Raw genomic sequence first — 25,249 nt, 5'->3', positions numbered from 1 at the left:
ATCCCTTGAAAAGCAACGACTAACGCCTCTGCTCAAGAGCATGAATGCGCTCATCCAAAGGCGGATGACTCATAAACAATTTCGATATGGTCGAGCGTTTACCATTAATACCGAACGCCAGCATGGTACCGTCAAGCTGAGACTCCTTGCCTTGTTGTAAGCGGCGTAAAGCGGCAATCATCTTTTGTTTACCTACTAAGTCTGCAGAGCCCGCATCGGCCCTGAACTCACGCTGACGAGAGAACCACATAACAATAGTGCTGGCTAATACCCCAAAGACAATTTCAAGAAGCATAACAACGCCATAATAAGCAAAGCCGCCACCTCGTTGATTATTTCCACCACGCATCAACGCGCTGGCAATTATCCGTGCAAAAAACATTACGAAGGTGTTGATTACGCCCTGAATTAACGTCAGCGTTACCATATCGCCGTTAGCAATGTGACTCACCTCGTGTGCCAGAACTGCTTCTACTTCATCTGCGTTCATGTTCTGTAATAAGCCCGTGCTGACTGCAACTAAAGAAGCATTCTTACTGCGGCCGGTAGCAAAAGCATTAGGTTCCGGAGACTGATAAACCGCGACTTGAGGCATAGGAAGTCCGGCTTTTTGTGCCTGCTGTTGTACTGTGCGAAGCAGCCATTCTTCAGACTGATTCTGTGGTTGCTCGATAACCCGGGCACCGGTTGAGCGCAAAGCCATCCAGCGTGAGATCCAAAGCGATACAAAAGCACCACCAAAACCAAACAACGCACAAAAAACTAATAGTCCGACTGACCCCTGAGCGTCAATTCCGGTTGCTGCAATCACAATGTTAAAGACCACACTAACTACCAGCAAAATGGCCAGGTTAGTGGCTAAAAACAGCAAAATTCTTTTCATTGTCCGTACTCCAGAGGGAACTTAATCTGCTAAGTTATGTGGGGTTATTTCGCCAAATTTCAATCGTGTTTGCGAAAATAAATGGTCAAATCTTTTTCCGGCCAATCCGGTACATAAGGTATATAAGCAAGCTCCTGAGTGCAGAGCAGTTCGCGTAACGAGGCTAGATTTTCCTCTTGTCTTGGCATTGGTTCTGTGCCCGTTTGTACAGCTATCCATCCAACAACGTCACAGCCTTCCTGTCGTATTGACTGAAGGCTAAGCAAAGCATGATTCAGGCAGCCCAGTTTTAATCCAACCACCAAAATGACTCGGGCATTGATATCTTTTACAACCTCGGGCATACGTAGTCCCTGGGCCAGAGGTAATTGCCACCCCCCTGCGCCTTCTATCACCAGACTGTCAATCGGTTGCTGACGAAACCACTCAACGGCAGTCATTAATTTTTCTTTCTCTATTACAACACCGTTATCAGTAGCTGCGATATGTGGCGCAATAGCAGCCTCAAAAGTATAAGGGTTAACCCGGTCATAATCGAAGGCTGTATTACTGTGTTGCATTAAATTCAAAGCATCCTCATTCACTAACTGACCGTTTTGCCAGTAACAACCCGAAGCTACCGGCTTCATGACGGCGACATTTTTTTCTCGCTTAACTAAGCTTTGAACAAAAGCACATGCAGCAACGGTTTTTCCTGTGTCGGTGTCCGTTCCTGTAATAAAGTAAGTGTTCATATTAACCTAAACTCAATGTTACTTAACTAACCTGATATTAAGAACCGACCATTCAAGTGGCAGTCCCTCTGTTGTTCTATAGCTTTCAAATGCATCTTCAAGCTGTTGTAAACGCCCCTTGGTCATCAAACCGGAGGTATTCGTGCGTCTGACATAATTGGCACCAACGCCTTTAATACTTCCCATAAGCTCACGTGAACTAGCAAAGTATTGAATGTGTTTTTCCAGTTTAAAGTCGGCAGACTCCCAGTTAAACAAACGCACTTCACGCTCTACCTTCTCCGGAGAATGAAATGTCTGAGTGTGTTGCCTGTCATCAACTGCATTCCAACTCTTAATAAATGAACTGAAAGTCCCTTCCACAACGGTATTAATCGTTGCAACACCGCCAGGCTTTAGAACTCGGTAAGCCTCGCCCATGGCTTTCTCTAAATGATGTACCCATTGCACTGATAAATTAGCAAAAAGCCAGTCAACGGAATGAGCACTGACCGGCAGAGCTTCCCATTCACCATTCAGCCAAACCTGATTTGGGTAGTTGTTTGCTGCTGTCGCCAGCATCGCCGGGGCAATATCAACACCCATATAGCATTCGGTCCGGGGTAATAGATGAGCGGTGGTTGACGCAGGCCCGCATCCGACATCCAGCAAAATCTCAGCACTATTCGGCCCGAGCTTCAACAGACTGTCCGCAGTCAGCCGCTGGATATCGGCATGCTGATGATAGTGCTTAGCGGCTTTGTTGAACTGGCGCGCAACAGCTTGCTGAAAATTCATGGGCTTCATAGATTGTCGCGGATCCTGTCTACAACTTGCCAAAAGCTCTCAAGAGCTACCTGTGGCATATTGGAAGTTAAACTGAAGCGAATACGGGAAGTCCCAACCGGCACCGTTGGTGGGCGAATTACGCTGCATAGGTAACCGTTAGCCTGTAACTGCTTAGACATAGCCAGAGCTTCGGTATCGGAGTCAAATAGCCAGGTCTGTATTGCGGTATTGGAATCAATTATTTTTAAGTTGCGTTGCTTCATTTGCTCACGAAAGTACTGAATACGGTGAGCTAGCTGTTCGCGTCTTTCATCGCCTTCTGCGCTGCGTACAATTTCGATTGAAGACTTTATTGCCGCAGCCTGTGCCGGCGGCATAGCGGTCGAATAGATATAGTCGCGACAAAATTGAATCAAGCTTTCAATCTCATCGTCTTTGGCGCAGACAAATGCCCCGCCAACACCCAGAGCTTTACCAAAGGTTCCGGTCAGCACATCGACAGCATCTGAACCAAAACTTGTTGACCCTTTTCCTTCTGAGCCGTAAGCACCAAGCCCATGCGCATCATCCAACATTACTTTTATGTCAAACTGTTGCTTTAAGGAAGCCATTAGCTTCAAGTCACAGGCGTCACCGTCCATACTAAAAACGCCTTCAGTAACCAACCAGTCACCGGTATTTGCTTTATCAACGACGGGCAAAGGTTGATTGTGGGGGTAACGTTTAAACTGCGCTTCACTATGCTGCATACCGTCAATAATTGAGGCGTGAACCAGCTTGTCTGCAAAGACCTTTTGTTGCTTATCTACCAGGGTTGTCAGTACGCCATGATTCGCAGCAAAACCCGAGTTAAACAGCAAAGCTCTGGGTTTTCCCAACCAGTCAGCCAGCAGCTCTTCGAGTTCCTGATGAGCACTGCTGTAGCCACTGAGTAGAGGCGAGCCTGTACTGCCAACACCCCAGATATCAACAGCCTGCTTAAAAGCTTGTCTGATGTGCCGATGCTGACTTAGGCCAAGATAATCATTGGTGCTAAAATTTAGCTTCCACTGAACGTCAGAGCTGCGCACTTTCCGAACACGAAAAAGCGAAGAACCTTTTCGCTCTTTCAGACGGCGTTGGTATACGGACACGGCCTTTTCCACTATGAAGCGTCGTAATAGCGCACAGGGTTTTGCTGTTCCTGAATAGCGTCCTCTATTACTGCAGTATGGACTTCGTCATCGTATCCATCACGTTGTTCCGGTGTTATTCCCAAACGCTCAAACAATCGCAAATCAGCATCTGCTTCAGGGTTTGCCGTTGTCAGTAACTTTTCGCCATAGAATATTGAGTTGGCACCAGCGAGAAAACACAACGCCTGCATTTCGTCGTTCATGTCTTCGCGACCAGCTGACAAGCGAACGTGCGAAGCCGGCATTAGAATACGCGCAACAGCGACCGTTCGTACAAACTCAAAGTTATCTAAGTCTTCCAGCTTGGCAAATGGTGTACCTTCAACTTTTACCAGCATATTAATGGGAACACTTTCAGGGTGTTTTGGTAAGTTAGCCAACTGTACTAATAAAGACGCACGATCGGTCACACTCTCACCCATACCAACAATACCGCCTGCGCAGACTTTCATACCTGCGTCGCGAACATTATTCAGGGTATTCAGGCGATCCTGATAGGTTCTGGTCGTAATGATGTCACCGTAAAACTCTGGTGAGGTATCCAAATTGTGATTGTAATAATCGAGCCCCGCCTGCTGCAGCATTTTCGCCTGTTCATTGCTTAGCATGCCAAGTGTCATGCAACTTTCTAGGCCTAATGCTTTGACGCCTTTGATCATTTCAATAACGTAAGGCATATCGCGGTCTTTCGGGTTACGCCATGCGGCGCCCATACAAAAACGACTGGCACCCTTTTCTTTCGCAGCCTGAGCTTCTGCCAACACACTTTCTACAGCCATCAAGCGCTCACGATCCAGCCCCGTATGATAATGCGCGCTTTGCGGGCAGTATTTGCAGTCTTCGGGGCACGCACCGGTTTTAATCGATAGTAAGGTACTGACCTGAACTTCGTTCGGATTAAAGTGCTGGCGATGCACGGTTTGTGCTTCAAAAACTAAATCATTCAATGGTTTTTGTAACAGCTCCTGAACCTCTTCAATGGTCCAGTCATTGCGAACTTGTGACATGGTAAATCTCATATACTTGGCAAATTATGGTCGACTAGAATAATTCAGCTCGATACACTGTCAATATACTTTGAATTATATACTTTACAACAGATTAATTTATGAGCATAAGCGATATTGAGTTTGATCGACAGCATATCTGGCACCCCTACACTTCTATGCTTAACCCGTTACCCGCTTATAAAGTGGAGTCTGCGAAAGGTTGCTCGCTCACTTTTGAAAATGGAGCCCAGGTAATTGACGGTATGTCGTCCTGGTGGGCTGTGATTCATGGGTACCGTAACTCTCGCTTAGACTCAGTGGCACACCGTCAAATCGACAAAATGAGCCACGTTATGTTTGGCGGTATCACACATCAGCCCGCGATTGATCTCGCTAAACAGCTTGTTGATTTGACGCCTGATGAACTGGAGCGAGTATTCATTGCCGACTCCGGCTCTGTAAGTGTTGAAGTCGCGATAAAAATGGCTCTGCAGTTTTGGCTGGCTCAGGAGCGCCCGGAAAAGCATCGCCTGCTGACAGTAAAAGGTGGATACCACGGCGACACCTTTAAAGCGATGTCAGTTTGTGACCCCGTCAACGGCATGCATCATCTGTTTAATAAAGCAATTAACTCACAGCTTTTTGCGGATGCGCCAACATTAACCCCCAATGACGAATGGACAGACGACGCAGGTCAGCAGCTTCGACTTTGGTTTGAACAGTTTCATGGTGAGCTTGCGGCGGTCATACTTGAGCCTATTGTTCAGGGCGCAGGCGGTATGCGGTTTTACCACCCGGAATACCTTAGGCTTATACGCAAACTCTGTGATGACTTCAATGTACTGCTCATTGCCGATGAAATTGCTACCGGCTTTGGTCGCACCGGTAAGTTGTTCGCCTGTGAACACGCCGATGTGACTCCTGATATCCTTTGTGTGGGTAAAGCTCTTACCGGTGGCTACATGACATTAGCTGCTACGTTAACCACGAAAAAGGTAGCAGAAACTATTGGTCAGGGGCCCGGGGGCGGAGCTTTGATGCATGGACCTACTTTTATGGGCAATCCCTTAGCATGCGCGGTTGCAGCAGAATCATTGGCAATTATTGCTGAAGGTAACTGGCAACAACAAGTCAAAAAAATAGAGAAACAATTAAAAAAGGAACTTCTTCCGTTAGGAGAATATAAATCAGTAAAAGACGCTCGTGTATTTGGAGCTATTGGCGTACTGGAAATGGAACAGCCTATTGACGTAGCCAGTGCACAAAAGCGGTTTATTGAATTAGGTGTCTGGATTCGGCCTTTTGGCCGTTTGCTCTACATTATGCCGCCTTATGTGATTACTGCGGAAGAGCTCAGTAAGCTTACATATGCGATGAAAGACTATGTCGAAAACCAGGACAACGGCCAGGTTTAGAAGCCAAAGAAATAAAGCGATAAGCCACCTAAGCAACTCATGATTAATATCATAATATTAATCCATAAATGCTGCTTGTCCTGGCGAAAAAGAACGTAATTAAGAACAAAGCTCAGCAGACTAACAAGCAGCCCAACGACTAAAAGAATGACGAATAAGTCACCTAAAGTAATGTGCCAATAGTCACGTACCGAAATGCCGAAAATTTCGGTTAGAATGGTATTGCGTTCAGGCTTCGCATAATTAAAAACAATGGCAGCAACCACAAAGATAAGCCAGCCAAAAATGGACAGCCATCCCAAAACACGGGACCAAAATGGTACTCGCTTTAAATCCGCTAAGGATCCCCTTTTCATAATTTTTCTCTCTGTTCTCAGGGGTTATACTTGAGTCTGCGCCAAACCGAGGTAACATAGCAACCTTTCTATAGCAAAATAGTGTAAATTTCGGAGAAAACCAACTCATGTCGTATGCTTCTGTAGTGGATGTTCTGGCAGGAAAAATCGCTGTCGATGAAACCGTCACAGTCCGGGGCTGGGTGCGCACTCGCCGTGACTCAAAAGCCGGTATTTCCTTTATTAACCTGCACGATGGCTCATGTTTTGATGCCATTCAGGCCGTTGTTCCGGCAGAACTCCCCAATTACAGTAACGAAGTTCAGAAGCTGACCACCGGTTGTTCTGTTGCTATTACGGGTGTTGTTGTTCCCTCTCAGGGCAAAGGCCAGTCATTTGAACTGCAGGCAACCAAAGTTCACGTTTATGGCTGGGTTGAAGATCCAGACACCTACCCTATGTCGCCAAAGCGTCATAGCATGGAGTATTTACGCGAATACGCTCACCTGCGTCCCCGTACAAACATTACTGGTGCCGTTATGCGTGTTCGTAATGCGTTATCTCAGGCGGTTCATCGCTTCTTTCACGAGCAGGGGTATCTTTGGGTAAGTACGCCTATCATCACCACCTCCGATTGCGAAGGTGCCGGTGAGATGTTCCGTGTTTCAACGCTGGATATGCTGAATATTCCAAAAACCGACAAAGGTGAAGTCGACTTTTCAGAGGACTTTTTTGGTAAAGAAGCTTTTCTGACCGTTTCAGGTCAGCTAAACGTTGAGTCTTATGCCTGTTCGTTGTCTAAAGTCTACACCTTTGGGCCGACGTTCCGCGCCGAAAACTCAAACACCAGCCGTCACTTGTCTGAATTTTGGATGGTTGAGCCAGAGTTAGCGTTTGCAACATTAGACGACATAGCAGGCTTAGCAGAAGCTATGTTGAAATATGTCTTTAAAGCCATACTTGAAGAACGTCCGGACGACATGGCGTTCTTTGCCGAGCGCATTAACCCTGACGCTATCAGCCGTCTGGAAGCCATAGTTAATAATGATTTCGTGCATATGGACTACACCGATGCCATCGAAATACTGAAAAACTGCGATAAAAAGTTTGAGTACCCGGTTGAATGGGGTGTGGATTTGCAGTCAGAGCACGAACGTTATTTAGCCGAAGAACATGTGGGTGCACCGATTATTCTGAAAAACTACCCGCGTGATATTAAAGCCTTTTATATGCGTCAGAACGAAGATGGTAAAACCGTTGCTGCAATGGACGTTCTGGCTCCGGGTATTGGTGAGATCATCGGTGGCTCTGCGCGTGAAGAGCGTCTTGACGTTCTTGACCAGCGAATTGAAGAAATGAACCTGCCGAAGGAAGAATACGGTTTCTACCGAGATTTGCGCCGTTACGGTACTGTTCCTCACGCAGGCTTTGGACTGGGCTTTGAACGCTTAGTCGCTTACGTCACCGGTGTGCAAAACATTCGTGACGTGATTCCATTCCCACGAGCTCCGAAAAGTGCTGAATTTTAATCCAGCACCAGGTCGTTGCCGTTTATAAAGAACGGTGACGGATCTTTTTGCGGTTTTACTGGCGTAGGGACAGCAGGCGTCCCTACGTACAGAAAGCCAACTATGGCATCATCTACTGATAACCCTAACTGCTCCTTGATAAAGTCATCCTCAGCCATCCATCCCGTCCGCCAAATTGCTCCAATACCTTGAGCAAACGCCGCTTGCTGCATACCGTGAGTCGCGCAGGCTACTGTACAAAGTTGTTCGTCACGCGGGACTTTTTTATGGTCCTGAAGCCGTAAACACGAAGCTATCACTAAAGGCGCACGAAAAGGCAACTGGCCTGCTTGCTCGACGACCGTTTCAGAAAAATCGTTAAGCCGGGCCGCCTGCTGGTAAACATCCGCAAGAACTTGCCTTTCTTTGCCTTGAAACAAAATAAATTGATAAGGTGCTAGCCCCATGTGATCAGGTGCTCGCACGGCTGCTGCCTGTATTAATTCGAGCTGTTCTTGTGTAGGTCCCGGTTCGTTTAAACGCGGCATAGAGGAACGAGTTGTTAGTAATTCTTCCGCTTTCATACATCAACCTTTTTCAATGTGTAACGCTTAGTTACATTCTCTGACTAGTCTGTCGCTCAGACATTCGATATGCTAAGGCCAATTTAAATTAGCAAATGAGAATTAACTATGCGTTCAGTCGGGTCAATCTTCAGTTATTTGTGGAAAATAATCAACGGTACTCGCAAGTTCATTTTGAACCTTGTGTTTTTTATTATTCTGGCAATTTTTATCGCGAGCTTAATGCAGGGAGAAGATCCTATTGAGGTTCCTGAAAATGGAATTATGGTTCTTAATCCAAATGGCATGTTAGTTGAAGAAAAGACCTGGGTTGACCCGTTTGATAAGTTCCTAAATGAAGCATTGGGGAGCGGAGACGAAGTTCCTGAAGTGCTGTTGTCTGATGTTATCGACTCAATTGAGAAAGCTAAAACTGACGAACGTATCGGTGCGCTATACCTCAACCTCCAAAACTTATACCCAAGTGGCTTGAATAAACTGCGTGCAGTTGCTGATGCATTAAATGATTTCCGTACCTCAGGGAAGCCAATTATCAGTAATGCTGACTACTATATGCAACATCAGTACTACCTGGCGGCGCACGCCGATCAGCTTTATCTGAACCCAATGGGTGCGGTAGTTTTCGAAGGGCTTGATTATACTCAGGTTTACTTTAAGGAGCTACTGGACAAACTTAAAGTTCAGCCGCACGTGTTCAAAGTCGGTAAATTTAAAGCCGCAGTTGAACCTTTCATTCGCAACGATATGTCAGATGAAGCGCGCGAAGCCAATGAGTTCTTGTATTCTGCATTGTGGGACACTTTCCATGCAGATGTTACCGCTGCCCGAAACATTAATCCGTTGGTTACAAGCGGTAAAATAGATGACTACATGTCAGCATTTAATAATGCCAATGGCGATATGGCTAAAATGGCGTTAGAAACGAACTTGGTTGATGCTCTGCGTACTCGTACAGAAGTCCGCAATGAACTTATTAACTTAGCCGGACACGACAAAGAAGAAGATACATTCCGTCATATTACTTTCGACAATTACTTAGCTTCTGAGAAAGTCGTTCCGGAAAGCCTGAAACCGAAAGACCGCAACCAAATTGCCGTTATAGTTGCTCGTGGTCAGATAGTTAATGGTTCACAAAAAGCCGGTATGATTGGCGGAGACAGCACAGCAAAGCTTATTCGCGACGCGCGTAATAACGAGCAGACCAAAGCAATCGTACTTCGAATAGACAGCCCCGGCGGCAGTGCTTTTGCGTCAGAAATTATTCGCCAGGAGATTTTACAGGCAAAAGAAGCGGGCATTCCTGTTATTGCGTCCATGAGCTCCGTAGCGGCTTCTGGTGGCTACTGGATTGCCGCTGATGCAGACAAAATTATTGCGGCACCAACAACAATTACAGGTTCAATTGGCGTCTTTGGCCTGCTAATGACGTTAGAAGACAGTTTTGCTGCTATCGGAATTCACAGTGACACTGTGAGTACAACAGAGATTTCGTCATTGAATCCGCTTGAAGAAATGACCGATTATCAGAAAACACTCATACAGCGTTCTGTTGAAACCACTTACGAAAACTTCCTAAGCATTGTCAGCAATGCGCGTAATATGTCTCGTGATGATGTTCATGAAGTTGCTCAGGGTCGTATATGGACGGGACAGCAAGCTATGGAATTTGGGCTGGTTGACCAATTAGGTGATTATGATGATTCCATTGCGCTTGCGGCTGAACTTGCAGCCATTGATGATTACGATGTGAATATTGTTAAGCAAGAGCTATCTTCAAAAGAGAAGTTTCTCGCTGACTTATTTAACAGCAGTTCAGATTACCTGCCAACGCCGAATATCAGTTCACAACACTGGTTAATGGGTACTTTGAATAAAGTGAAATCAGAAACTGCTGTTTTGCAGAACTTTGATGACCCTAAAAATGTTTACTCTTATTGTGCACTCTGCCCTCAACCGCGATAGAATTATCGCGGTTACTTTGTTTGTAGAGTAAGGGAGTAAACTTTGCCGCGTAAAAAGATTTACGTCGCCTATACGGGCGGCACTATCGGTATGAAAAAATCAGCTCAGGGTTATGTTCCGGTTGCGGGGCACCTGAGCCAATGCGTTGAAAATATGCCCGAATTTTTTCGTGATGAGATGCCGGAATTTACCATTAATGAATACTGCCCATTAATGGACTCATCCAATATGGCACCATCTGATTGGGTAACCATAGCTCGGGATATTGAACAAAACTACGCAGACTACGATGGTTTCGTGATCCTACACGGAACCGACACCATGGCTTATACAGCTTCAGCTCTCTCCTTTATGCTGCAAAATTTGAGTAAGCCCGTTATTGTAACTGGCTCTCAAATTCCTCTGGCCGCACTGCGCTCAGATGGTCAGACTAATTTGCTTAATTCACTTTATGTTGCAGCTAACTACCCTATTCCAGAAGTCGGTCTGTTTTTTAACAATACTTTGTATCGGGGAAATCGCTCAACCAAAGCTGACGCTAACGGCTTTAACGCTTTTGCCTCACCGAATTACCCTTCTTTGCTCGAGGCAGGTATTCAGATTCAGTTGAACGCTGGTGAACTGTCGGAACCCTTGACCCATGAGCTCAAGGTCATTGAAATGACGCCCCAGCCAATTGGAGTCGTAATGCTTTACCCTGGTATCTCAGCCAAAATTATACAAAACCAATTGCAACAGCCAGTAAAAGCAATGATTTTACAAAGTTACGGTGTCGGAAATGCGCCGCAGGATAACGCTTTACTGAAAAGCCTGGAAACAGGTATAGATCAGGGTATTACAATTCTTAACTGCACGCAGTGCTTCCGTGGACGTGTCAATATGGATGGCTACGCGACGGGAAATGCTCTGGCTGAACTGGGTATTGTATCCGGTGCCGATATGACCATTGAAGCGGCTCTTACCAAGCTGCATTACGTGCTTTCGCAAGACTTAAACCAAAACAAAATGCAAAAGCTGTTACAGAAGAATTTACGCGGCGAATTAACTCCGCCATAATTTGATATTGCTTAAATAATAATAAGAAGAACCATGGCAAATTCATCACCTGCGTTCGCAACGCGATTAGGTTTCATATTAGCCGCCGCTGGCTCAGCGGTCGGTGTAGGTAATATTTGGGGATTCCCAACACAAGCTGCCAGTAACGGCGGTGGTGCATTTTTATTGGTTTATTTAATCATGATTGCACTTCTGGCTTACCCTATGCTGGTAGCGGAAATTACTATCGGCAGAATTCGGCGCCAAAACCCTATTGAGTCGCTTAGGAATCTTTCTGAAAAGCCATTTTTTCGAGGTTCAGGCGCACTGGCAGGTATTGTTGGTTTAATTGTGCTGAGTTTGATACTGAGCTTCTATGCCATCGTTTCCGGTTGGCTTTTATCTTATATGATCGAGCCTCTTATGATCTTAATTGGTCTGCCGGAAACCGCCGCTTGGTTTACTGAGTTTTCAGTGTCCAGAAATATGGCAACCATGGTGTTCTTCATGTTGCTGACTGTTTACGTTGTCCGGTCAGGCGTGAATAATGGAATAGAACGTTGGTCAAGACGTCTAATGCCCCTACTCTTCATTTTGCTGATAGGTATGTCCGCCTATATATTGACTCAGGACGGAGCCATTGAAGGCCTGAAAATGTACCTGGTTCCGGACTTCTCAACCATAACGGATCCAAACCTGATTATTCGTGCCATGGGGCAGGCGTTTTTCTCCCTGTCACTGGGTGTCTGCGTAATGATGACTTATGGTGCCTATCTGTCGAATTCCGAGAACATTCCTAAAACGGCAGCCTGGGTAGCCGGCATCGATACCAGTGTCGCGTTTTTAGCGGGTTTATTGATTTTACCTGCGATGTTTGTCGCTCAATCTAATGGGGTTCCCATTTATGCAGAGGACGGCAGTTTACTGTCTGCCGATACCTTAGTTTTTACCGTGCTTCCGGCAATGTTCGATGCACTGGGTTACACTGGACTTTTCGTCTCTTTCGGCTTTTTCCTGTTGATGGTTATTGCTGCTATTACGTCGTCAATTTCAATGCTTGAAGCTCCTGTCAACGCACTACGAGAAGAAGCTAAATGTGATCGCAGTAGTGGGGTGTGGATTATTGCCCTGGTCGTTACCGCAATTTCTACAACCATTATTTATAATTTTGAAACTCTTTTTGGCGCCGTTATTACCTTCAGCACCGTTTACATGCAGCCGATAATGGCGTTGGTGTTTGGCGTTATGCTAACTTGGGTACTGCGCCAAAACCATTTACTGAAAGCGCTCCAGCAAGGCTCACCTAATATTGATAAAAGCTTGTTTTGGAAAATATGGCCCTGGTACGTTAAGTTTGTTTGCCCAATACTCATTATTCTGGTCATTTGGCGAGGATAATGCCCCACGTAGATGTGGGGCTGCCCTATTAAATAGTGAGCATATCCATAAACTCATTAACGGGTATCTGTTCAAACGATGACTGTTGACGGCAACGTTCAAAAATTGAACTCACCCTGTGTTCGGGAAACCGCGTCGCTAAATTTGCCTTAAACTTGTTTTCAAGTACAGGAACGCCCTCTTCTCTGCGGCGTCTATGGCCAATTGGGTACTCCACCACAACCTTGTCGGTATGACTACCGTCTTTAAAAAATACTTGTAGTGCATTAGCTATCGAACGCTTTTTCGGGTCGTGATAGTCCTTACTGTACTGGTTGTCTTCAATCACATGAATTTTTTCCCGGATAGTGTCAATTACCGGATGATTTTCATGAAAACTGTTTTCATAGTGATCAGCATTCAGTTCGCCAAATATTAGGGGAACGGCTGCCATATACTGTAAACAATGATCTCTGTCGGCAGGGTTAGCAAGTTTGCCCTGTTTGGAGATAATTCGAATAGCGGACTCGTGGGTAGTAATTTCAATCTTCTCTATTTCATCAATTCTGTCTTTAACTTCCGGGTGTAATGTAACCGCCGCTTCACAGGCTGTCTGCGCATGAAACTCTGCCGGGAATGACAACTTAAACAAAATATTTTCCATCACATAACTGCCATAATCCCTTTGGAACTTAAACTGCCAGTCATCTTTAGGTTTTAGTTTCTGATCTTTATTCGTTTTATTGAAGAGCACATCATAGAATCCCCATTGTGGAGCCGTCAGGGCCCCCGGAATACCCATTTCGCCACGCATCGTTATATCGGCTAAACGCACCGCTCTTGAAGTGGCGTCCCCTGCTGCCCACGACTTACGAGAACCGGCATTGGGAGCATGACGATAGGTTCTTAAAGACTGGCCATCAACCCATGCCTGGGAGAGCGCTGCCATAATTTGTTCCTTAGTTCCGCCCATTAACCAAGTAACAACGGCCGTTGAAGCCACCTTAACCAGAACGACATGATCAAGACCCACACGGTTAAAACTGTTTTCTATCGCCAGATTACCCTGAATTTCGTGGGCTTTAATCATAGCTTCCAAAACCGTTTTCATGGTTAACGGCTTTTCACCTTTAGAGACGCGGTTTTGAGAAATATAATCTGCTGTTGCCAGTATTCCGCCTAAGTTATCGGATGGGTGTCCCCACTCGGCAGCTAACCAGGTGTCATTGAAATCAAGCCAACGTATAATGCAGCCAATATCCCAGGCCGCCTTGACAGGATCCATACGAAACTGAGTTCCCGGCACTCTGGAGCCATTTGGAACACTTGTACCTTCAACTAAAGGACCCAGGTGTTTGCTACATTCCGGGAATCGCAGTGCTAACAAACCGCAACCCAGGGTGTCCATCAGGCAGTTGCGCGCGGTATCCCAAGCTTCATCGCTTTTAACCTCATAACTTGTAACATAGTCTGCGATATCCTCAATAACCTTGTCGTAATCTGGACGTTCGTTACTTTCTACTGTCGCACTCATCGCTGACTCCTTAACTCTAAAGTTCAATGACAAATATTGTTAGCTCATGTAACTATTTGTACCAATACAACGCCTTTTTTGATCGCTGCCTATTAGGCTTTTCGCCAAATAATGAATAAAAAAAACCCGGAACCAATCCAAATTGTTCCGGGTATAGGGGAATGGCTCAAGGGTTGAGCCGTGCGCTAACTCATGAATAAAAAATTGTAAAATAGTTCGCCTAAAATTTGTTCGGTAAATTTCAGTGTAGACAATATTAAAGAGATGTCTAATATTTTTGCACTTTTTTTTGCTTTAGCTTATCTCACTGTTTTTAATTGATTTTAGGTAAGTAAAACACAGGTTATGCACAGCTAATTAAGCGTTATTAAACAGCTTGTAATAGTTAGCCGTTGTTGTCTTAGCAACCTCTTCCAAAGTAATTCCCTTAACATCAGCAACGCATTTAGCAACGTCAATAACGTAGGCTGGCTGGTTCTCTTTACCTCGATGGGGCACTGGAGCTAACCAGGGACTGTCGGTTTCAATGAGCAGCTTTTCAAGCGGTAATGCTTTGATAGTTGCACGCAATTGCTCTGCGTTTCGAAATGAAGCGATTCCCGAAATAGAAATATAGAAATCAAGATCATCGATAGCTTTTTTAGCCATATCCAGAGACTCAGTAAAGCAGTGCAAAACACCGCCGGATTTATCTGCATGGCCATTTTTTAATAACGAGAGGGTGTCATCCTGAGCGTCACGCGTATGAATAATTAAAGGCTTATTAATATCCTTGGCAATTTCAATATGCTGCTCGAAGTTTTCTCGTTGTAATGCTTTAGACTCTGGGTGATAAAAATAATCCAGACCCGTTTCGCCTATAGCAACCACATTATTTGCCGAAGCCAGCTGACGTAACTTGGTACCCAACTCTACAATAGGTGTCTGGCTGTCCTTAACGTATAAAGGATGCACCCCACAAGAAATGGAAACATCGTTAAAACCTGCAACGGCTTGCTGCATAGCCGGAAAGTCTTCCAGTGTAACGCACACACACAGCATGTGTTCGACCTTATTGGCTCTTGCCATTTCCACAATTTGCGTTAGATCAGCGCCCGCCTTTTCAGGATTAATTTTATCCAGATGGCAATGCGAGTCGACGAACATAAATAGCTCCACTTATCGTTAATGTGAGTGACAAAAATCCGTAATTAATTGCTCAAAGAGTTTACCATAGTCGTTTCTGTGATGGCGGCATAGGTAATTGATCTGATGAATTCGAGCTTGTTGCTCCGAGCCAAGGGTAACGGCAACCCAGTCTTTAGCCGCCTTAATTTCAAAGCACAAAGCAATGCTTCCTGATAGATCAACTGGTTTAGGGCCGAGTTCAGGATACCTAAGCTCCAGAGTGACGCTCTCTCCCAGAGCAGCTTCTTCTGAAAGCTGTGCACCGGTTTGTATCATTAGAGTCAAAGGAGAAAGTTCGGGAATAATGCGCTCAGCAAGTTCCCTCGCTGAGTTTATATGTAATTGAAAACTAGACAAAAGGCTCTCCTTTTTAAGGAGCCCCTAACCCGAAAGAGTATTTGACCAGCGACTCCAGGCAAAACCTAATAATAACGGTAAATTAATGCCAGTGGAGCCCTGAAACTTCTGACGTAGCTGTCTGCATTCTGCTACCCATTCACTGAGCTGTGCAATATTCACCCAATCAAAACCGCTCAACTGTTGAAGCTCGTCCGCTAATTGCTGATATCGCAAACGCGAAACAGCCGCCTTTTGGTGAATCAGCAGCCAATCTAGTACCAGGTTTTCTGATATATCCAGCCAGTTTAAAGCTGCTTCTTTATCTTTTATTACAGGAAACTCTTTATTACCGCGAAGACTGTCCAGAAGAGTTTTCGCAGAAACCGTCTGTTCGTCGCTTTGCACTGAAGCTGGATAAGCAATGCTGATCCATTGCATACGACTTCTCAGGGTTGGTAATAAGCGTTCCGCATCTTTTGTTGATACTAGCCAGTGAGTGTCCGCCGGTGGCTCTTCCAGAACCTTCAATAAGGCATTGCCGGCCTGTTCCGTCATTTTTTCTGCCTGCAGTATCACAGCAACTTTTAAACCGCTCTGGTTAGCTGTCTGCATAACATTTTGCTGCAGTTCACGAACACTATCGACACCAATTCGGTTGACTTCGGCGCCGTCGATAGTCCAGGTATCCGGATGGTTTCCCGACTGATAAAGCAAGCATGACTTACATTGCCCGCACGCACTTTTGCCGGGTTGTTTGCACAACAAGAACTGATTTAATCGTTCAATAAATTCGGTTGAACCAGCCTCAACGTTATGTTGCAAATAATAAGCGTGAGCAAGCCTACCTGAATCGGCACTCGCAACGAGTCTTAACCAAGGTTCCCGCAGCCATGGAAACGCCATTAAAACAAATACTCCTCAATTGCTTGCAGTATGGCCTGATGTACATCCAGCATCGGCTGGTTAGCATCAATGACGATAATTGTCGGGTCTTTTGCTGCTATATTCAAATAGGCTTGTCTTGTACGCTGGAAAAATGCCAGATCTTCTTCTTCTATACGATCCAGGTCTCCTCGCTCACGGGCACGCTCAAGACCTTTTTTCTCGTCAACATCCAATAATAGGGTTAAGTCAGGTTTAAAACTTCCCAGAGTTATTTCGCGTACTTTTTCTAATAACTCATCGCCAAGCTGACGACCGCCCCCCTGATAGGCACGTGAGGATAAATCATGCCTATCACCGATAACCCAGCGGTTTTTTAATAGAGCCGGCTTAATAACATTATCAACCAACTGAACTCTGCTTGCGTACATTAATAGCAGCTCGGTTGTTGAACTGACTTTCTCGTCCCATTTCTTTTTTACCAGTTCCCGCAATGACTCTGCCAGCGGCGTACCGCCCGGTTCTCGTACGGTTTCCGGTCGAACACCTTTCGCCTGTAGATGAGTAACTACGCTTGCAATTGCTGAGCTCTTACCGGCACCTTCAAGTCCTTCAATAACAATAAATTTTCCTGACATAATTACTCTTGATTCAGTTGATAACGGCGAACAGCCTGCTGGTGTTCTTCCAGTGTTTCTGAGAAAACATGTCCACCCGACTTATCCGCCACAAAATAATAGTAAGGTGATCGCACCGGGTTAGCCGCGGCTTCAATGGATGCTTTTCCCGGCATCGCAATTGGTGTTGGCGGCAACCCGTTAATTCGATAGGTATTATAAGCGGTTTTCTCGCGCAAGTGAGCTCGCGTCAGATTACCGTCAAAATCTTCAATACCATAAATTGTCGTGGGATCAGATTGTAACCGCATACCAATTTCCAGACGGTTAGCAAAAACACTTGCAACCATAGGACGTTCGTCAGCCAGTCCCGTTTCTTTTTCAATAATTGAGGCCAATATCAGTAATTCGTACGGTGAGCCTACAGGACACCTGTCTGACCGCTGCTCCCAGGCTTCTGATAATACAGTCTGCATAGAAAGGTAAGCTTGTTTTAATATTGAAATGTCTGTGGTGTACGCTCTGTAGCTGTAGGTTTCGGGCAACAGTACACCCTCAATAGCGGGCTCTTTAATACCTAAGGTTTGTTTGAGTTCTGAATCATTTAGATCAGAAGATTTACTGACCAAATAAGGCTGCTCTTTTAATTGAGCCAACCACTGATTAAAAGTTAAGCCTTCTACCAGAGTGACGGTAAATGTCTTTTCTCTGCCCTGGCTAAGCATTTTCCAAATATCAAACCAGCTTTGCTGTCCGTCTATTTCATACAGTCCTGCCTGCAGGTGATCAATATCTGCGAAAACCTGACTAATACGATAACTGACTAGCGGATGCCCACCCTGGAAGTGTTCAGTTACTTTGGCAGTTACCGTTCTGGCACTTTCTCCGCCTCTGAAGTCGAGCAACAAAGGAGTTGCAGACTCACCTTGAATAGGCTGCGATAAATACCAACGCCCGGAAACAAAAACAAGAACAGCTGAAATAGCTAACGCGGCAATAACGAACAAAAAAGTAAAACGTATTTTTTTCATATAAGCTGTTCTAATACTGAGGGTAATTCATCATTGGCCACTACTTTATCATTAAACTGAGTGACGGTGACAGCGCCTCTAACGCTATTGGTAACGATTATTTTTTCAGCTCCGGCAAGTTCATTTAATGGGTAACAACCAATGTTTAAAGGTGCTAATAACTTTTCATCAATAATGAGTTGTCGAATAATACCGTTGATACCAGCAGCGCTGAGGTCAGGTGTGAACCACTGGCCCTCTTTAAACCAGAACACATTGCCTTGTATCGCCTCTACAATATGTCCGCTTGAGTCACAAACCAGCAAATCATCATAACGGGAAGCGCTGCACTCTCTCGTTAATAATACTTGCTCCAGCCGATTCAACGTTTTCAAGCCAGCTAACTCGGGTTGCTGAGCTAACCTTAATGTCGCAACTCCCATATGAACAGTGCCGACTGCTGGCGGAGCGTCACTTACCTGAATGTATTCGTTAGCAATACAATCATCAGAAAAGCGGTAGCCTCTGCCACCGTTACCCCGGGTAAGTATAACTTTACAAACACCCTTCTCTACACCTGAGCATGCAACTTTTATGCGCTCAGCCAAAGAGTCGAAACTCGAATGGTTTATAAAGAGACGTTGGTTCGTATTTGAAAGTCTTTCAAGATGCCGTTCAATAAAGAGAGGAACACCATTAACAATGCGCATGGTGGTGAAGTGGCCATCACCAAATTGCAGACCTCTGTCGAGCTCTGAGCAGTGATAAGACACATTATTAAGTAGTATTTTACGTATAGTCATAACAAAAAAGGCGGAACCAGTGGCTCCGCCTTTTATATCACGTTCAACGACAAATTAGTCGTTAGAATGATTATTTACGTAATCGATTGCTGACTGAACTGTTTTAATTTTTTCAGCTTCTTCGTCTGGAATTTCAGTTTCAAATTCTTCTTCCAAAGCCATTACCAGTTCAACAGTATCTAAAGAGTCGGCACCTAAGTCATTTTCAAATGACGCTTCAGGCTTAACTTCTTCTTCTTTAACACCTAACTGTTCAACAATGATTTTCTTTACGCGTTCTTCAATAGTACTCATTTATAAAATCCCTCAAATAGTCATCGCGAGAGTGAAAATTGGCTGTAGTGTAGTGAAACCAGCCCCATTAATAAAGTAAAAAATAGCATAAAGTTAAGAGGTCGTACCGCTAACCTCTTAAACCATAGCCATACCACCATTAACGTGAATGGTCTCACCAGTGATATAAGCTGCACCTTCCGATGCTAAAAATGCTACCGCAGCAGCAATTTCCCTTGGCTCGCCTAAGCGCGCTGCCGGAATATTATCAAAAATAGCTTGTTTTTGTTCATCATTCAGCGACTTGGTCATGTCAGTATCAATAAAACCTGGCGCCACACAATTTACCGTGATGCCACGTGCAGCAACTTCTTTCGCCATAGCTTTGCTAAAACCAACCAAGCCAGCTTTAGCTGCACAGTAGTTTACCTGTCCGGGGTTTCCGGTTGTACCAACAACTGAACTGATGTTGATAATACGCCCATTACGGCGTTTCATCATACCACGCACCACCGCTTTACAAACCTTAAATACCGCTGACAAATTGGTGTTTAGTACGGCATCCCACTCGTCATCTTTCATTCTCATCATTAAATTATCACGAGTAATACCCGCATTATTAACCAGAATATCAATAGAACCGTACTTCTTTTCAATATCTTTTATGGTCTGCTGCAAGCTCTCCGCGTCAGTAACGTCCAGCGCTAAACCTTCACCATTAGACCCCAGGTATTCTGAAATTGCGGCTGCACCTTTATCGGATGTTGCAGTACCAATAACTTTGGCGCCCTGACTGGCTAGATTTTCTGCTATGGCCTTTCCTATTCCGCGGCTTGCGCCGGTAATCAATGCGACTTTATTTTCAAAGTTTTGCACGTTAATAACCTATTAATTAAAGTGAGTTTAAAGAGTCTAACGTATTCAGTGCGCTACAACCAAAAGACTTCGTAATACGCTTATTCAGACCGGTAAGCACTTTGCCCGGTCCAACCTCATAAGCTGTTTCGACACCCATTTGGGCAATCTGTTCCACAGTTTCTGTCCAGCGCACCGGACAATATAGCTGACGTACCAATGCATCTTTAATGGCGTCTTCACTATCGGCTACAGCGACATCGACGTTATTAATAACCGCTGTATGTGGTTGCTGTAGCTTCACCGACTTTAACGCTTCACCCAATTGACTGGCTGCCGGCTGCATTAAAGCACAATGCGACGGAACGCTGACAGGTAATGGTAATACACGCTTAGCACCGGCTTCTTTTAAAGCTTCTGCAGCTCGGGCTACTGCTTCTGCGTGCCCTGCTATAACAACCTGACCCGGTGAGTTATAGTTCACCGGAGTGACCACCTGTCCTGCCGCTTGCTCCAGGCAAATCTTCTCAATGTCAGCGTCTTCCAGGCCAATTACTGCAGCCATAGCGCCTTCACCTTCAGCAACGGCTTGTTGCATAAATTGACCGCGTAAAGCGACTAATTTAACCGCATCAGAAAAACCAAGAGCTCCCGCGCAAACAAGTGCTGAATATTCACCTAGGCTGTGCCCCGCCATAACGCTCACATCGGCAAGGCCTTTTTCTTTAGCGACACGGTATAAAGCAACGCTAGCGGTCAGTAAAGCTGGTTGTGTGCGCTGGGTATCATTAAGTTTCTTCTCCGGTCCCTGTTGAACCAGTTCCCATAGGTCGTAATCTAAAACTGAACTTGCTTCAGAAAATGTTTCTTTAATTAAGGCAAAGTCGTTCGATAAATCGCCTAACATTCCAACGCTTTGTGACCCTTGTCCCGGAAATAACAATGCCGTTTTAGTCATAATTACCCTCTTAATATTGAACCAGCGCAGAGCCCCAGGCGAAACCACCACCAAAGGCCTCTAACAATAATTTTTGGCCGCGTTTTATACGTCCGTCTTTGACCGCCCAGTCAAGTGCTATTGGCACCGATGCCGCAGAAGTATTACCGGTTTTATCCAAAGTAATAACCACTCGCTCCATCGGCATATGTAATTTCTTTGCTGTTGCTTTAATGATACGCAAATTTGCCTGGTGAGGTATTAGCCAGTCCAGGTCCTGCGCCTGTAATCTATTCTCTGCCAGAGTATCGGTAACCAAACTGCTCAACTTAGCAACGGCAACTTTAAAAACCTCGTTACCTTTCATATACATCCAGGCGCTTTCTGCACTACCTTCAGTACCTCTGGGGGCTTGTTTCGCACCTAATAAGTGGCTGTATTCACCGGCGCTGTACAAGTGAGTTGAGAGAATACCGGGGGAGTCACTTTGTTCAAGTATGACAGCACCGGCCCCGTCACCAAAAAGTACCAGAGTGTTGCGATCATCGGGATCACACAACCGGGCAAGAACGTCGGCTCCTATCACCAGTATACGGCGATGTTGACCACTTTTAATAAATTGATCGGCAACAGAAAGTGCATAAATAAAACCGGAGCATGCGGCTCCGACATCAAACGCGGGAATGGATGTAATACCCAGCATACGCTGAATTTCACATGCAGCACTTGGAAATGCGTGTTCTGCAGAAGTGGTCGCAACCACTATCATATCCACATCTTGTGGATTCAGTTGAGCCGCAGCTAAGGCTTCTTTAGCGGCTTCAAACCCAATTGTTGCGGCCGTTTCGTTAGCTCCCGCAATACGTCGTTCCTTGATACCCGTACGTTCGGTTATCCATTCATCGGAGGTATCAACGCGTTTCGAGAGTTCTTCATTGGTCAGTCGTTGTTCCGGAAGATAATGCCCGGTACCAACAATTTTTGAATAAGTCATAGCGCTACTTAACTGATTACAGCTGTTCTGATAAGACTGCTTCGACACGATGTTTAATTCGTTCAGGAAGCTGTTCATGCGCTTCTGCGACGGCTTGCTGAATTGCACTATAGAAAGCGCCGGCGCTAGCGCTACCGTGACTTTTTATCACGACATGCCGCAATCCTATCAGACTCGCACCATTGTAGTGGTCGGGCTTCAGCCTATCCCAGGACTTGTGCGTTCGTTTTTGTAGAAAACGGAAGAAGAATCGGTACAACCAATGTGAGTTAAGCGTTTCCCGCATCTGCTCAATAATGAAAGTTGCAAGACCTTCACAGCTTTTCAGTGCAATATTACCCACGAAGCCATCACAAACAACGACATCGGCACGTCCACTGAATAAATGATTACCTTCAATAAAACCAATATAGTTGACGTGGTCGCATTGTGCGAGTCGCGCGGCCGCATTCCGCACTACATCGTTACCTTTAATGTCCTCTTCGCCCATATTAAGAAGGCTAATTTTTGGGGCAGGCACTCCAGAAAGATACTCCGCAGCTACAGCTCCCATAACACCAAATTGAAATAATGTTTCCGAGTCACAGCTTGCGTTGGCGCCCAAGTCCAATAGATACGATTTACCACCGGTTTGATTCGGCAGTGCTGTCATTAACGCCGGGCGTAACACTCCGGGCAAGGTTTTTAAAGTAAAATAGGCGTTAGTCATCAGCGCGCCGGTATTTCCCCCGCTTACCATAGCCTGGCAATCGCCCTCTGTTAGTGTATTAAGAGCAATGCGCATGGAGGATTCTGGTTTGCTGCGTAAAGACTGCCCAGGCTTATCATCCATTTCGATGATTTGCTCTGCATGAATGAGTTTTACTGCCGGATGAGAGTTTAAGTGATGCTTTTCAAGCAACGGGGTGAGTTCATGCTGATGCCCGACAACGGTGAATTTAACATCAGGATACTGATGAACCGCTTTTTCCAGGGCTTCTATAACAATAGAGGGGCCATTATCGCCCCCCATTGCATCAATCGCTATGTTCAGTTCAGGCATGGCCTGTCTTACTTATTAACGACCTTACGACCCTTATAATAACCGTCGGCTGTTACGTGGTGACGACGATGCGTTTCACCCGTAGTTGAGTCAACCGACAGTGTTGGGCCGTCTATCGCATCGTGTGAACGACGCATGTCGCGTCTTGAACGACTTTTCTTACTCTTTTGAACAGCCATTTACGCTATCTCCTGATTATTTACGCTTCAATTCTTGTAATACGGCAAACGGGTTCTCAGACTCTTCAGCAGCTGATTCGTCAATTTCGCCCCACGTCATCGCATCACGATCCACCTGACATGCCTTAGCGTCGTGCTTAGGAGCTAATGGCATAGCCAGAATTAATTCGTCTTCAACAAGCCCATGCAAGTTAATTTCCCCAAAATCGTTTACCTCAATAGCTTCATAGCTATCAGGAAAGTCATCTGCCACCTGCCGCTTAGTGACAGGAGCATACGCAAATTGCGCCAGAATATCAACTGCCAGGGGCGTATTACAGCGTTCACAAAGTACTTTTACAGCAACTTTTGCTTTCCCTGTAAAATAGCTAATGCCCTGTTCATCAATTCCAAACTCAACGCTGGCCTCAGGGTCCGGGCATGGTTCAACCAGGCTTTCCTGAAGTCGTGTCATTGTTTTTCCAGGCACAACCCCGTCATATACCACTTTCTTATTGGCACTTTTGACTGGATCTACTGTTACGGGAATACGAACGTTTTGCATAGCGCGCGAATGTTAACGAAGTTCCACCTTAGTGACAAGGGAAATCTGTCGTTATTCCTTATTTAGAGGGTTAATTTTATGAGTTCTCAGCATATCCAATAAGGCAATGGCCGGTAACCCAATTAATGTGTTGGGATCATTCCCTTTCAAACTGTTAAATAAACTGATACCCAGGCCTTCACTTTTAAAACTCCCGGCACAATCAAATGGCTCTTCCAACTCGACGTAGCGCTCAATTTCGTTTTCACTTAAGTGTCGAAATTCTACGTTAAAAGGTTCCACTCTCACTTCGCACTGTTCCGTCGCGGTGTTCAGTACTGCCAGACCGGTGTAAAAAGTAACGGTTTTACCAACAAACCCCAGTAATTGCTTAACGGCATTCTCAGCATTACCGGGTTTTCCTAGTATCTGTCCGTCACAAACTGCAACCTGATCGGAACCAATAATAACCGCCTGTTTATGAGCCATGAGCTTTTCAACTGCACGGGCTTTGGCTTCAGCTAAACGCCCTACCAACTGTTGTGGGCTCTCGGAAGTGATTGCAGACTCATCAATATCGGGCTTAACAACTTCGTACTTCAAGTGCAGTTTATCTAAAATTTCACGACGGTATTTAGAACCTGAACCAAGGATTAACGGTAATGTCATGGTCTCTCCTTTATAAGTCTGTCACTGAGCTCTGTTAATGAGTCTACAACCAAAGCAGCACCTGCCTCACGTAATCTCTCTGCATTATGTACACCAAAACTAACACCAACAGGATGCACACCTGCTGCAATAGCCATTTTCATATCATGAACCGAATCGCCAACCATGACTGTTTCTTCCTGATGAGCGTTTAATTCATCCATTATCTCATAAAGCATTTGAGGGTCAGGTTTACCCCGGGTCTCGCTTGCACACCGGGAAGCTACAAAGTAATGTTCGGTTTCGCTTTCTGACCAAACTCGCTGTAAGCCTCTGCGAGCTTTTCCCGTTGCCACGGCCAGCTGAAGACCCGAATCTGTGAGCTGAGACAAGACAGCTTTCGCATCATTGAATAAGGGCGACGGTGTGGGATTTAAATCGACATATTCATCACGGTATTGGACTAAAAAGCCATCCAACTCTACTGGGTTAAGCACACCAAACAACTTCTCAATGGCCGGCTCAAGGCTCAAACCAATAATATCTCTAACGGCAACATCGGTTGGAACGGGCAAACCAATATGCCGGGCGGTGTTCTGCATAGACGACACAATTCGGCCTATCGAATCCATCAAGGTGCCATCCCAGTCAAACACAATAAGTCGCTTATCGTACATCATT

Annotated in this window: 28 protein-coding genes; 5 read left to right on the top strand and 23 right to left on the bottom strand. The window is 45.4% G+C overall.

The window, feature by feature from the left end; translation table 11 throughout:
- Window positions 1–19: 19 nt before the first annotated feature.
- From htpX to bioB, 5 genes are read right to left on the bottom strand one after another with little or no spacing between them, the layout of a single operon-like run.
- On the bottom strand, window positions 20–883 hold the full coding sequence (gene htpX, locus K5X84_RS06110) for a protease HtpX (protein WP_222236953.1): 864 nt from the start codon (window positions 881–883) through the stop codon (window positions 20–22).
- Between the two features lie 59 nt (window positions 884–942).
- On the bottom strand, window positions 943–1,617 hold the full coding sequence (gene bioD, locus K5X84_RS06105; protein WP_222236952.1) for a dethiobiotin synthase: 675 nt from the start codon (window positions 1,615–1,617) through the stop codon (window positions 943–945).
- A gap of 18 nt (window positions 1,618–1,635) precedes the next feature.
- Entirely contained in the window at window positions 1,636–2,403 is a 768-nt protein-coding gene (locus tag K5X84_RS06100) for a methyltransferase domain-containing protein (protein ID WP_222236951.1), read from the bottom strand.
- Complete coding sequence (locus K5X84_RS06095; RefSeq protein WP_222236950.1) at window positions 2,400–3,518, bottom strand: aminotransferase class I/II-fold pyridoxal phosphate-dependent enzyme; 1,119 nt, start codon at window positions 3,516–3,518, stop codon at window positions 2,400–2,402. Before K5X84_RS06095 ends, K5X84_RS06100 begins: the two co-directional genes overlap by 4 nt.
- Window positions 3,519–3,529: 11 nt before the next feature.
- On the bottom strand, window positions 3,530–4,567 hold the full coding sequence (gene bioB, locus K5X84_RS06090) for a biotin synthase BioB (RefSeq protein ID WP_082332139.1): 1,038 nt from the start codon (window positions 4,565–4,567) through the stop codon (window positions 3,530–3,532).
- 101 nt (window positions 4,568–4,668) lie between these two features.
- Between bioB and bioA the strand changes: the two genes are divergently transcribed.
- Window positions 4,669–5,964: an adenosylmethionine--8-amino-7-oxononanoate transaminase gene (bioA, locus tag K5X84_RS06085; RefSeq protein ID WP_222236949.1), complete on the top strand. Its 1,296-nt coding sequence runs from the start codon at window positions 4,669–4,671 to the stop codon at window positions 5,962–5,964.
- Here bioA and K5X84_RS06080 read toward each other — a convergent pair.
- Window positions 5,961–6,320 carry a hypothetical protein gene (locus K5X84_RS06080; RefSeq protein WP_222236948.1) on the bottom strand — a complete coding sequence of 120 codons (360 nt, stop codon included), beginning with the start codon at window positions 6,318–6,320 and terminating at the stop codon, window positions 5,961–5,963. The genes bioA and K5X84_RS06080 overlap by 4 nt on opposite strands.
- 107 nt (window positions 6,321–6,427) lie before the next feature.
- Between K5X84_RS06080 and asnS the strand changes: the two genes are divergently transcribed.
- Window positions 6,428–7,828: an asparagine--tRNA ligase gene (gene asnS / locus K5X84_RS06075; RefSeq protein WP_054487679.1), complete on the top strand. Its 1,401-nt coding sequence runs from the start codon at window positions 6,428–6,430 to the stop codon at window positions 7,826–7,828.
- Here asnS and K5X84_RS06070 read toward each other — a convergent pair.
- A complete protein-coding gene (locus K5X84_RS06070) occupies window positions 7,825–8,391 on the bottom strand; it encodes a nitroreductase family protein (RefSeq protein ID WP_054487677.1) in 567 nt (188 codons plus the stop codon). The genes asnS and K5X84_RS06070 overlap by 4 nt on opposite strands.
- A gap of 108 nt (window positions 8,392–8,499) precedes the next feature.
- Between K5X84_RS06070 and sppA the strand changes: the two genes are divergently transcribed.
- From sppA to K5X84_RS06055, 3 genes are read left to right on the top strand one after another with little or no spacing between them, the layout of a single operon-like run.
- A complete protein-coding gene (sppA, locus tag K5X84_RS06065; RefSeq protein WP_222236947.1) occupies window positions 8,500–10,353 on the top strand; it encodes a signal peptide peptidase SppA in 1,854 nt (617 codons plus the stop codon).
- A 42-nt stretch (window positions 10,354–10,395) separates the two neighbouring features.
- Window positions 10,396–11,409, top strand: coding sequence for an asparaginase (gene ansA, locus K5X84_RS06060; RefSeq protein WP_054487673.1), 1,014 nt, complete (start codon window positions 10,396–10,398; stop codon window positions 11,407–11,409).
- A 33-nt stretch (window positions 11,410–11,442) separates the two neighbouring features.
- Window positions 11,443–12,786, top strand: a complete 1,344-nt coding sequence (locus K5X84_RS06055) for a sodium-dependent transporter (RefSeq protein ID WP_199495165.1) — start codon at window positions 11,443–11,445, stop codon at window positions 12,784–12,786.
- 28 nt (window positions 12,787–12,814) lie between these two features.
- Here the strand turns inward: K5X84_RS06055 and K5X84_RS06050 are convergent, their stop codons facing one another.
- From K5X84_RS06050 to K5X84_RS05975, 16 genes are all read right to left on the bottom strand, one after another.
- Window positions 12,815–14,299: a bifunctional 2-methylcitrate dehydratase/aconitate hydratase gene (locus K5X84_RS06050; protein ID WP_222236946.1), complete on the bottom strand. Its 1,485-nt coding sequence runs from the start codon at window positions 14,297–14,299 to the stop codon at window positions 12,815–12,817.
- 357 nt (window positions 14,300–14,656) lie between these two features.
- Complete coding sequence (locus K5X84_RS06045) at window positions 14,657–15,445, bottom strand: TatD family hydrolase (RefSeq protein ID WP_222236945.1); 789 nt, start codon at window positions 15,443–15,445, stop codon at window positions 14,657–14,659.
- 18 nt (window positions 15,446–15,463) lie between these two features.
- Window positions 15,464–15,823: a hypothetical protein gene (locus K5X84_RS06040; protein WP_054487665.1), complete on the bottom strand. Its 360-nt coding sequence runs from the start codon at window positions 15,821–15,823 to the stop codon at window positions 15,464–15,466.
- 24 nt (window positions 15,824–15,847) lie between these two features.
- A complete protein-coding gene (locus tag K5X84_RS06035) occupies window positions 15,848–16,708 on the bottom strand; it encodes a DNA polymerase III subunit delta' (protein WP_054487663.1) in 861 nt (286 codons plus the stop codon).
- Window positions 16,708–17,325: a dTMP kinase gene (gene tmk, locus K5X84_RS06030; RefSeq protein WP_054487661.1), complete on the bottom strand. Its 618-nt coding sequence runs from the start codon at window positions 17,323–17,325 to the stop codon at window positions 16,708–16,710. Before tmk ends, K5X84_RS06035 begins: the two co-directional genes overlap by 1 nt.
- A 2-nt stretch (window positions 17,326–17,327) precedes the next feature.
- Window positions 17,328–18,335 (bottom strand): endolytic transglycosylase MltG, encoded by a 1,008-nt coding sequence (gene mltG / locus K5X84_RS06025; RefSeq protein WP_222236944.1) that lies wholly within the window; start codon window positions 18,333–18,335, stop codon window positions 17,328–17,330.
- Window positions 18,332–19,117: an aminodeoxychorismate lyase gene (gene pabC, locus K5X84_RS06020; protein WP_222236943.1), complete on the bottom strand. Its 786-nt coding sequence runs from the start codon at window positions 19,115–19,117 to the stop codon at window positions 18,332–18,334. Before pabC ends, mltG begins: the two co-directional genes overlap by 4 nt.
- 54 nt (window positions 19,118–19,171) lie before the next feature.
- Window positions 19,172–19,411, bottom strand: coding sequence for an acyl carrier protein (gene acpP / locus K5X84_RS06015; RefSeq protein ID WP_011234585.1), 240 nt, complete (start codon window positions 19,409–19,411; stop codon window positions 19,172–19,174).
- A gap of 117 nt (window positions 19,412–19,528) precedes the next feature.
- Entirely contained in the window at window positions 19,529–20,266 is a 738-nt protein-coding gene (fabG, locus tag K5X84_RS06010; RefSeq protein WP_054487656.1) for a 3-oxoacyl-ACP reductase FabG, read from the bottom strand.
- A 16-nt stretch (window positions 20,267–20,282) separates the two neighbouring features.
- Window positions 20,283–21,203: an ACP S-malonyltransferase gene (fabD, locus tag K5X84_RS06005; RefSeq protein WP_222236942.1), complete on the bottom strand. Its 921-nt coding sequence runs from the start codon at window positions 21,201–21,203 to the stop codon at window positions 20,283–20,285.
- A 10-nt stretch (window positions 21,204–21,213) separates the two neighbouring features.
- Window positions 21,214–22,176 (bottom strand): beta-ketoacyl-ACP synthase III, encoded by a 963-nt coding sequence (locus K5X84_RS06000; protein ID WP_054488521.1) that lies wholly within the window; start codon window positions 22,174–22,176, stop codon window positions 21,214–21,216.
- A 16-nt stretch (window positions 22,177–22,192) separates the two neighbouring features.
- Window positions 22,193–23,218, bottom strand: a complete 1,026-nt coding sequence (plsX, locus tag K5X84_RS05995; protein ID WP_054487652.1) for a phosphate acyltransferase PlsX — start codon at window positions 23,216–23,218, stop codon at window positions 22,193–22,195.
- An 8-nt stretch (window positions 23,219–23,226) separates the two neighbouring features.
- A complete protein-coding gene (gene rpmF, locus K5X84_RS05990; protein WP_011234590.1) occupies window positions 23,227–23,397 on the bottom strand; it encodes a 50S ribosomal protein L32 in 171 nt (56 codons plus the stop codon).
- A gap of 16 nt (window positions 23,398–23,413) precedes the next feature.
- Complete coding sequence (gene yceD / locus K5X84_RS05985; protein ID WP_054487650.1) at window positions 23,414–23,941, bottom strand: 23S rRNA accumulation protein YceD; 528 nt, start codon at window positions 23,939–23,941, stop codon at window positions 23,414–23,416.
- A gap of 51 nt (window positions 23,942–23,992) precedes the next feature.
- A complete protein-coding gene (locus tag K5X84_RS05980; protein ID WP_222236941.1) occupies window positions 23,993–24,589 on the bottom strand; it encodes a Maf family protein in 597 nt (198 codons plus the stop codon).
- Window positions 24,586–25,248 (bottom strand): HAD-IA family hydrolase, encoded by a 663-nt coding sequence (locus tag K5X84_RS05975; protein ID WP_222236940.1) that lies wholly within the window; start codon window positions 25,246–25,248, stop codon window positions 24,586–24,588. Before K5X84_RS05975 ends, K5X84_RS05980 begins: the two co-directional genes overlap by 4 nt.
- Window position 25,249 lies beyond the last annotated feature (1 nt).

Source organism: Idiomarina abyssalis, from assembly GCF_019797805.1.
Taxonomy (GTDB): Bacteria; Pseudomonadota; Gammaproteobacteria; order Enterobacterales; family Alteromonadaceae; genus Idiomarina; species Idiomarina abyssalis.
Note: the sequence above shows the minus strand (reverse complement) of the source record. Positions and strands in the feature narration are given on the sequence as shown.

What these genes read in the sequence shown, in the direction of transcription:
- htpX (WP_222236953.1), bottom strand. Translation starts at nt 883, where the DNA reads ATGAAAAGAATTTTGCTGTTTTTAGCCACTAACCTGGCCATTTTGCTG.
- bioD (WP_222236952.1), bottom strand. Translation starts at nt 1,617, where the DNA reads ATGAACACTTACTTTATTACAGGAACGGACACCGACACAGGAAAAACC.
- K5X84_RS06100 (WP_222236951.1), bottom strand. Translation starts at nt 2,403, where the DNA reads ATGAAGCCCATGAATTTTCAGCAAGCTGTTGCGCGCCAGTTCAACAAA.
- bioB (WP_082332139.1), bottom strand. Translation starts at nt 4,567, where the DNA reads ATGTCACAAGTTCGCAATGACTGGACCATTGAAGAGGTTCAGGAGCTG.
- bioA (WP_222236949.1), top strand. Translation starts at nt 4,669, where the DNA reads ATGAGCATAAGCGATATTGAGTTTGATCGACAGCATATCTGGCACCCC.
- K5X84_RS06080 (WP_222236948.1), bottom strand. Translation starts at nt 6,320, where the DNA reads ATGAAAAGGGGATCCTTAGCGGATTTAAAGCGAGTACCATTTTGGTCC.
- asnS (WP_054487679.1), top strand. Translation starts at nt 6,428, where the DNA reads ATGTCGTATGCTTCTGTAGTGGATGTTCTGGCAGGAAAAATCGCTGTC.
- K5X84_RS06070 (WP_054487677.1), bottom strand. Translation starts at nt 8,391, where the DNA reads ATGAAAGCGGAAGAATTACTAACAACTCGTTCCTCTATGCCGCGTTTA.
- sppA (WP_222236947.1), top strand. Translation starts at nt 8,500, where the DNA reads ATGCGTTCAGTCGGGTCAATCTTCAGTTATTTGTGGAAAATAATCAAC.
- K5X84_RS06055 (WP_199495165.1), top strand. Translation starts at nt 11,443, where the DNA reads ATGGCAAATTCATCACCTGCGTTCGCAACGCGATTAGGTTTCATATTA.
- K5X84_RS06050 (WP_222236946.1), bottom strand. Translation starts at nt 14,299, where the DNA reads ATGAGTGCGACAGTAGAAAGTAACGAACGTCCAGATTACGACAAGGTT.
- K5X84_RS06045 (WP_222236945.1), bottom strand. Translation starts at nt 15,445, where the DNA reads ATGTTCGTCGACTCGCATTGCCATCTGGATAAAATTAATCCTGAAAAG.
- K5X84_RS06035 (WP_054487663.1), bottom strand. Translation starts at nt 16,708, where the DNA reads ATGGCGTTTCCATGGCTGCGGGAACCTTGGTTAAGACTCGTTGCGAGT.
- tmk (WP_054487661.1), bottom strand. Translation starts at nt 17,325, where the DNA reads ATGTCAGGAAAATTTATTGTTATTGAAGGACTTGAAGGTGCCGGTAAG.
- mltG (WP_222236944.1), bottom strand. Translation starts at nt 18,335, where the DNA reads ATGAAAAAAATACGTTTTACTTTTTTGTTCGTTATTGCCGCGTTAGCT.
- pabC (WP_222236943.1), bottom strand. Translation starts at nt 19,117, where the DNA reads ATGACTATACGTAAAATACTACTTAATAATGTGTCTTATCACTGCTCA.
- acpP (WP_011234585.1), bottom strand. Translation starts at nt 19,411, where the DNA reads ATGAGTACTATTGAAGAACGCGTAAAGAAAATCATTGTTGAACAGTTA.
- fabD (WP_222236942.1), bottom strand. Translation starts at nt 21,203, where the DNA reads ATGACTAAAACGGCATTGTTATTTCCGGGACAAGGGTCACAAAGCGTT.
- K5X84_RS06000 (WP_054488521.1), bottom strand. Translation starts at nt 22,176, where the DNA reads ATGACTTATTCAAAAATTGTTGGTACCGGGCATTATCTTCCGGAACAA.
- plsX (WP_054487652.1), bottom strand. Translation starts at nt 23,218, where the DNA reads ATGCCTGAACTGAACATAGCGATTGATGCAATGGGGGGCGATAATGGC.
- rpmF (WP_011234590.1), bottom strand. Translation starts at nt 23,397, where the DNA reads ATGGCTGTTCAAAAGAGTAAGAAAAGTCGTTCAAGACGCGACATGCGT.
- yceD (WP_054487650.1), bottom strand. Translation starts at nt 23,941, where the DNA reads ATGCAAAACGTTCGTATTCCCGTAACAGTAGATCCAGTCAAAAGTGCC.
- K5X84_RS05980 (WP_222236941.1), bottom strand. Translation starts at nt 24,589, where the DNA reads ATGACATTACCGTTAATCCTTGGTTCAGGTTCTAAATACCGTCGTGAA.
- K5X84_RS05975 (WP_222236940.1), bottom strand. Translation starts at nt 25,248, where the DNA reads ATGATGTACGATAAGCGACTTATTGTGTTTGACTGGGATGGCACCTTG.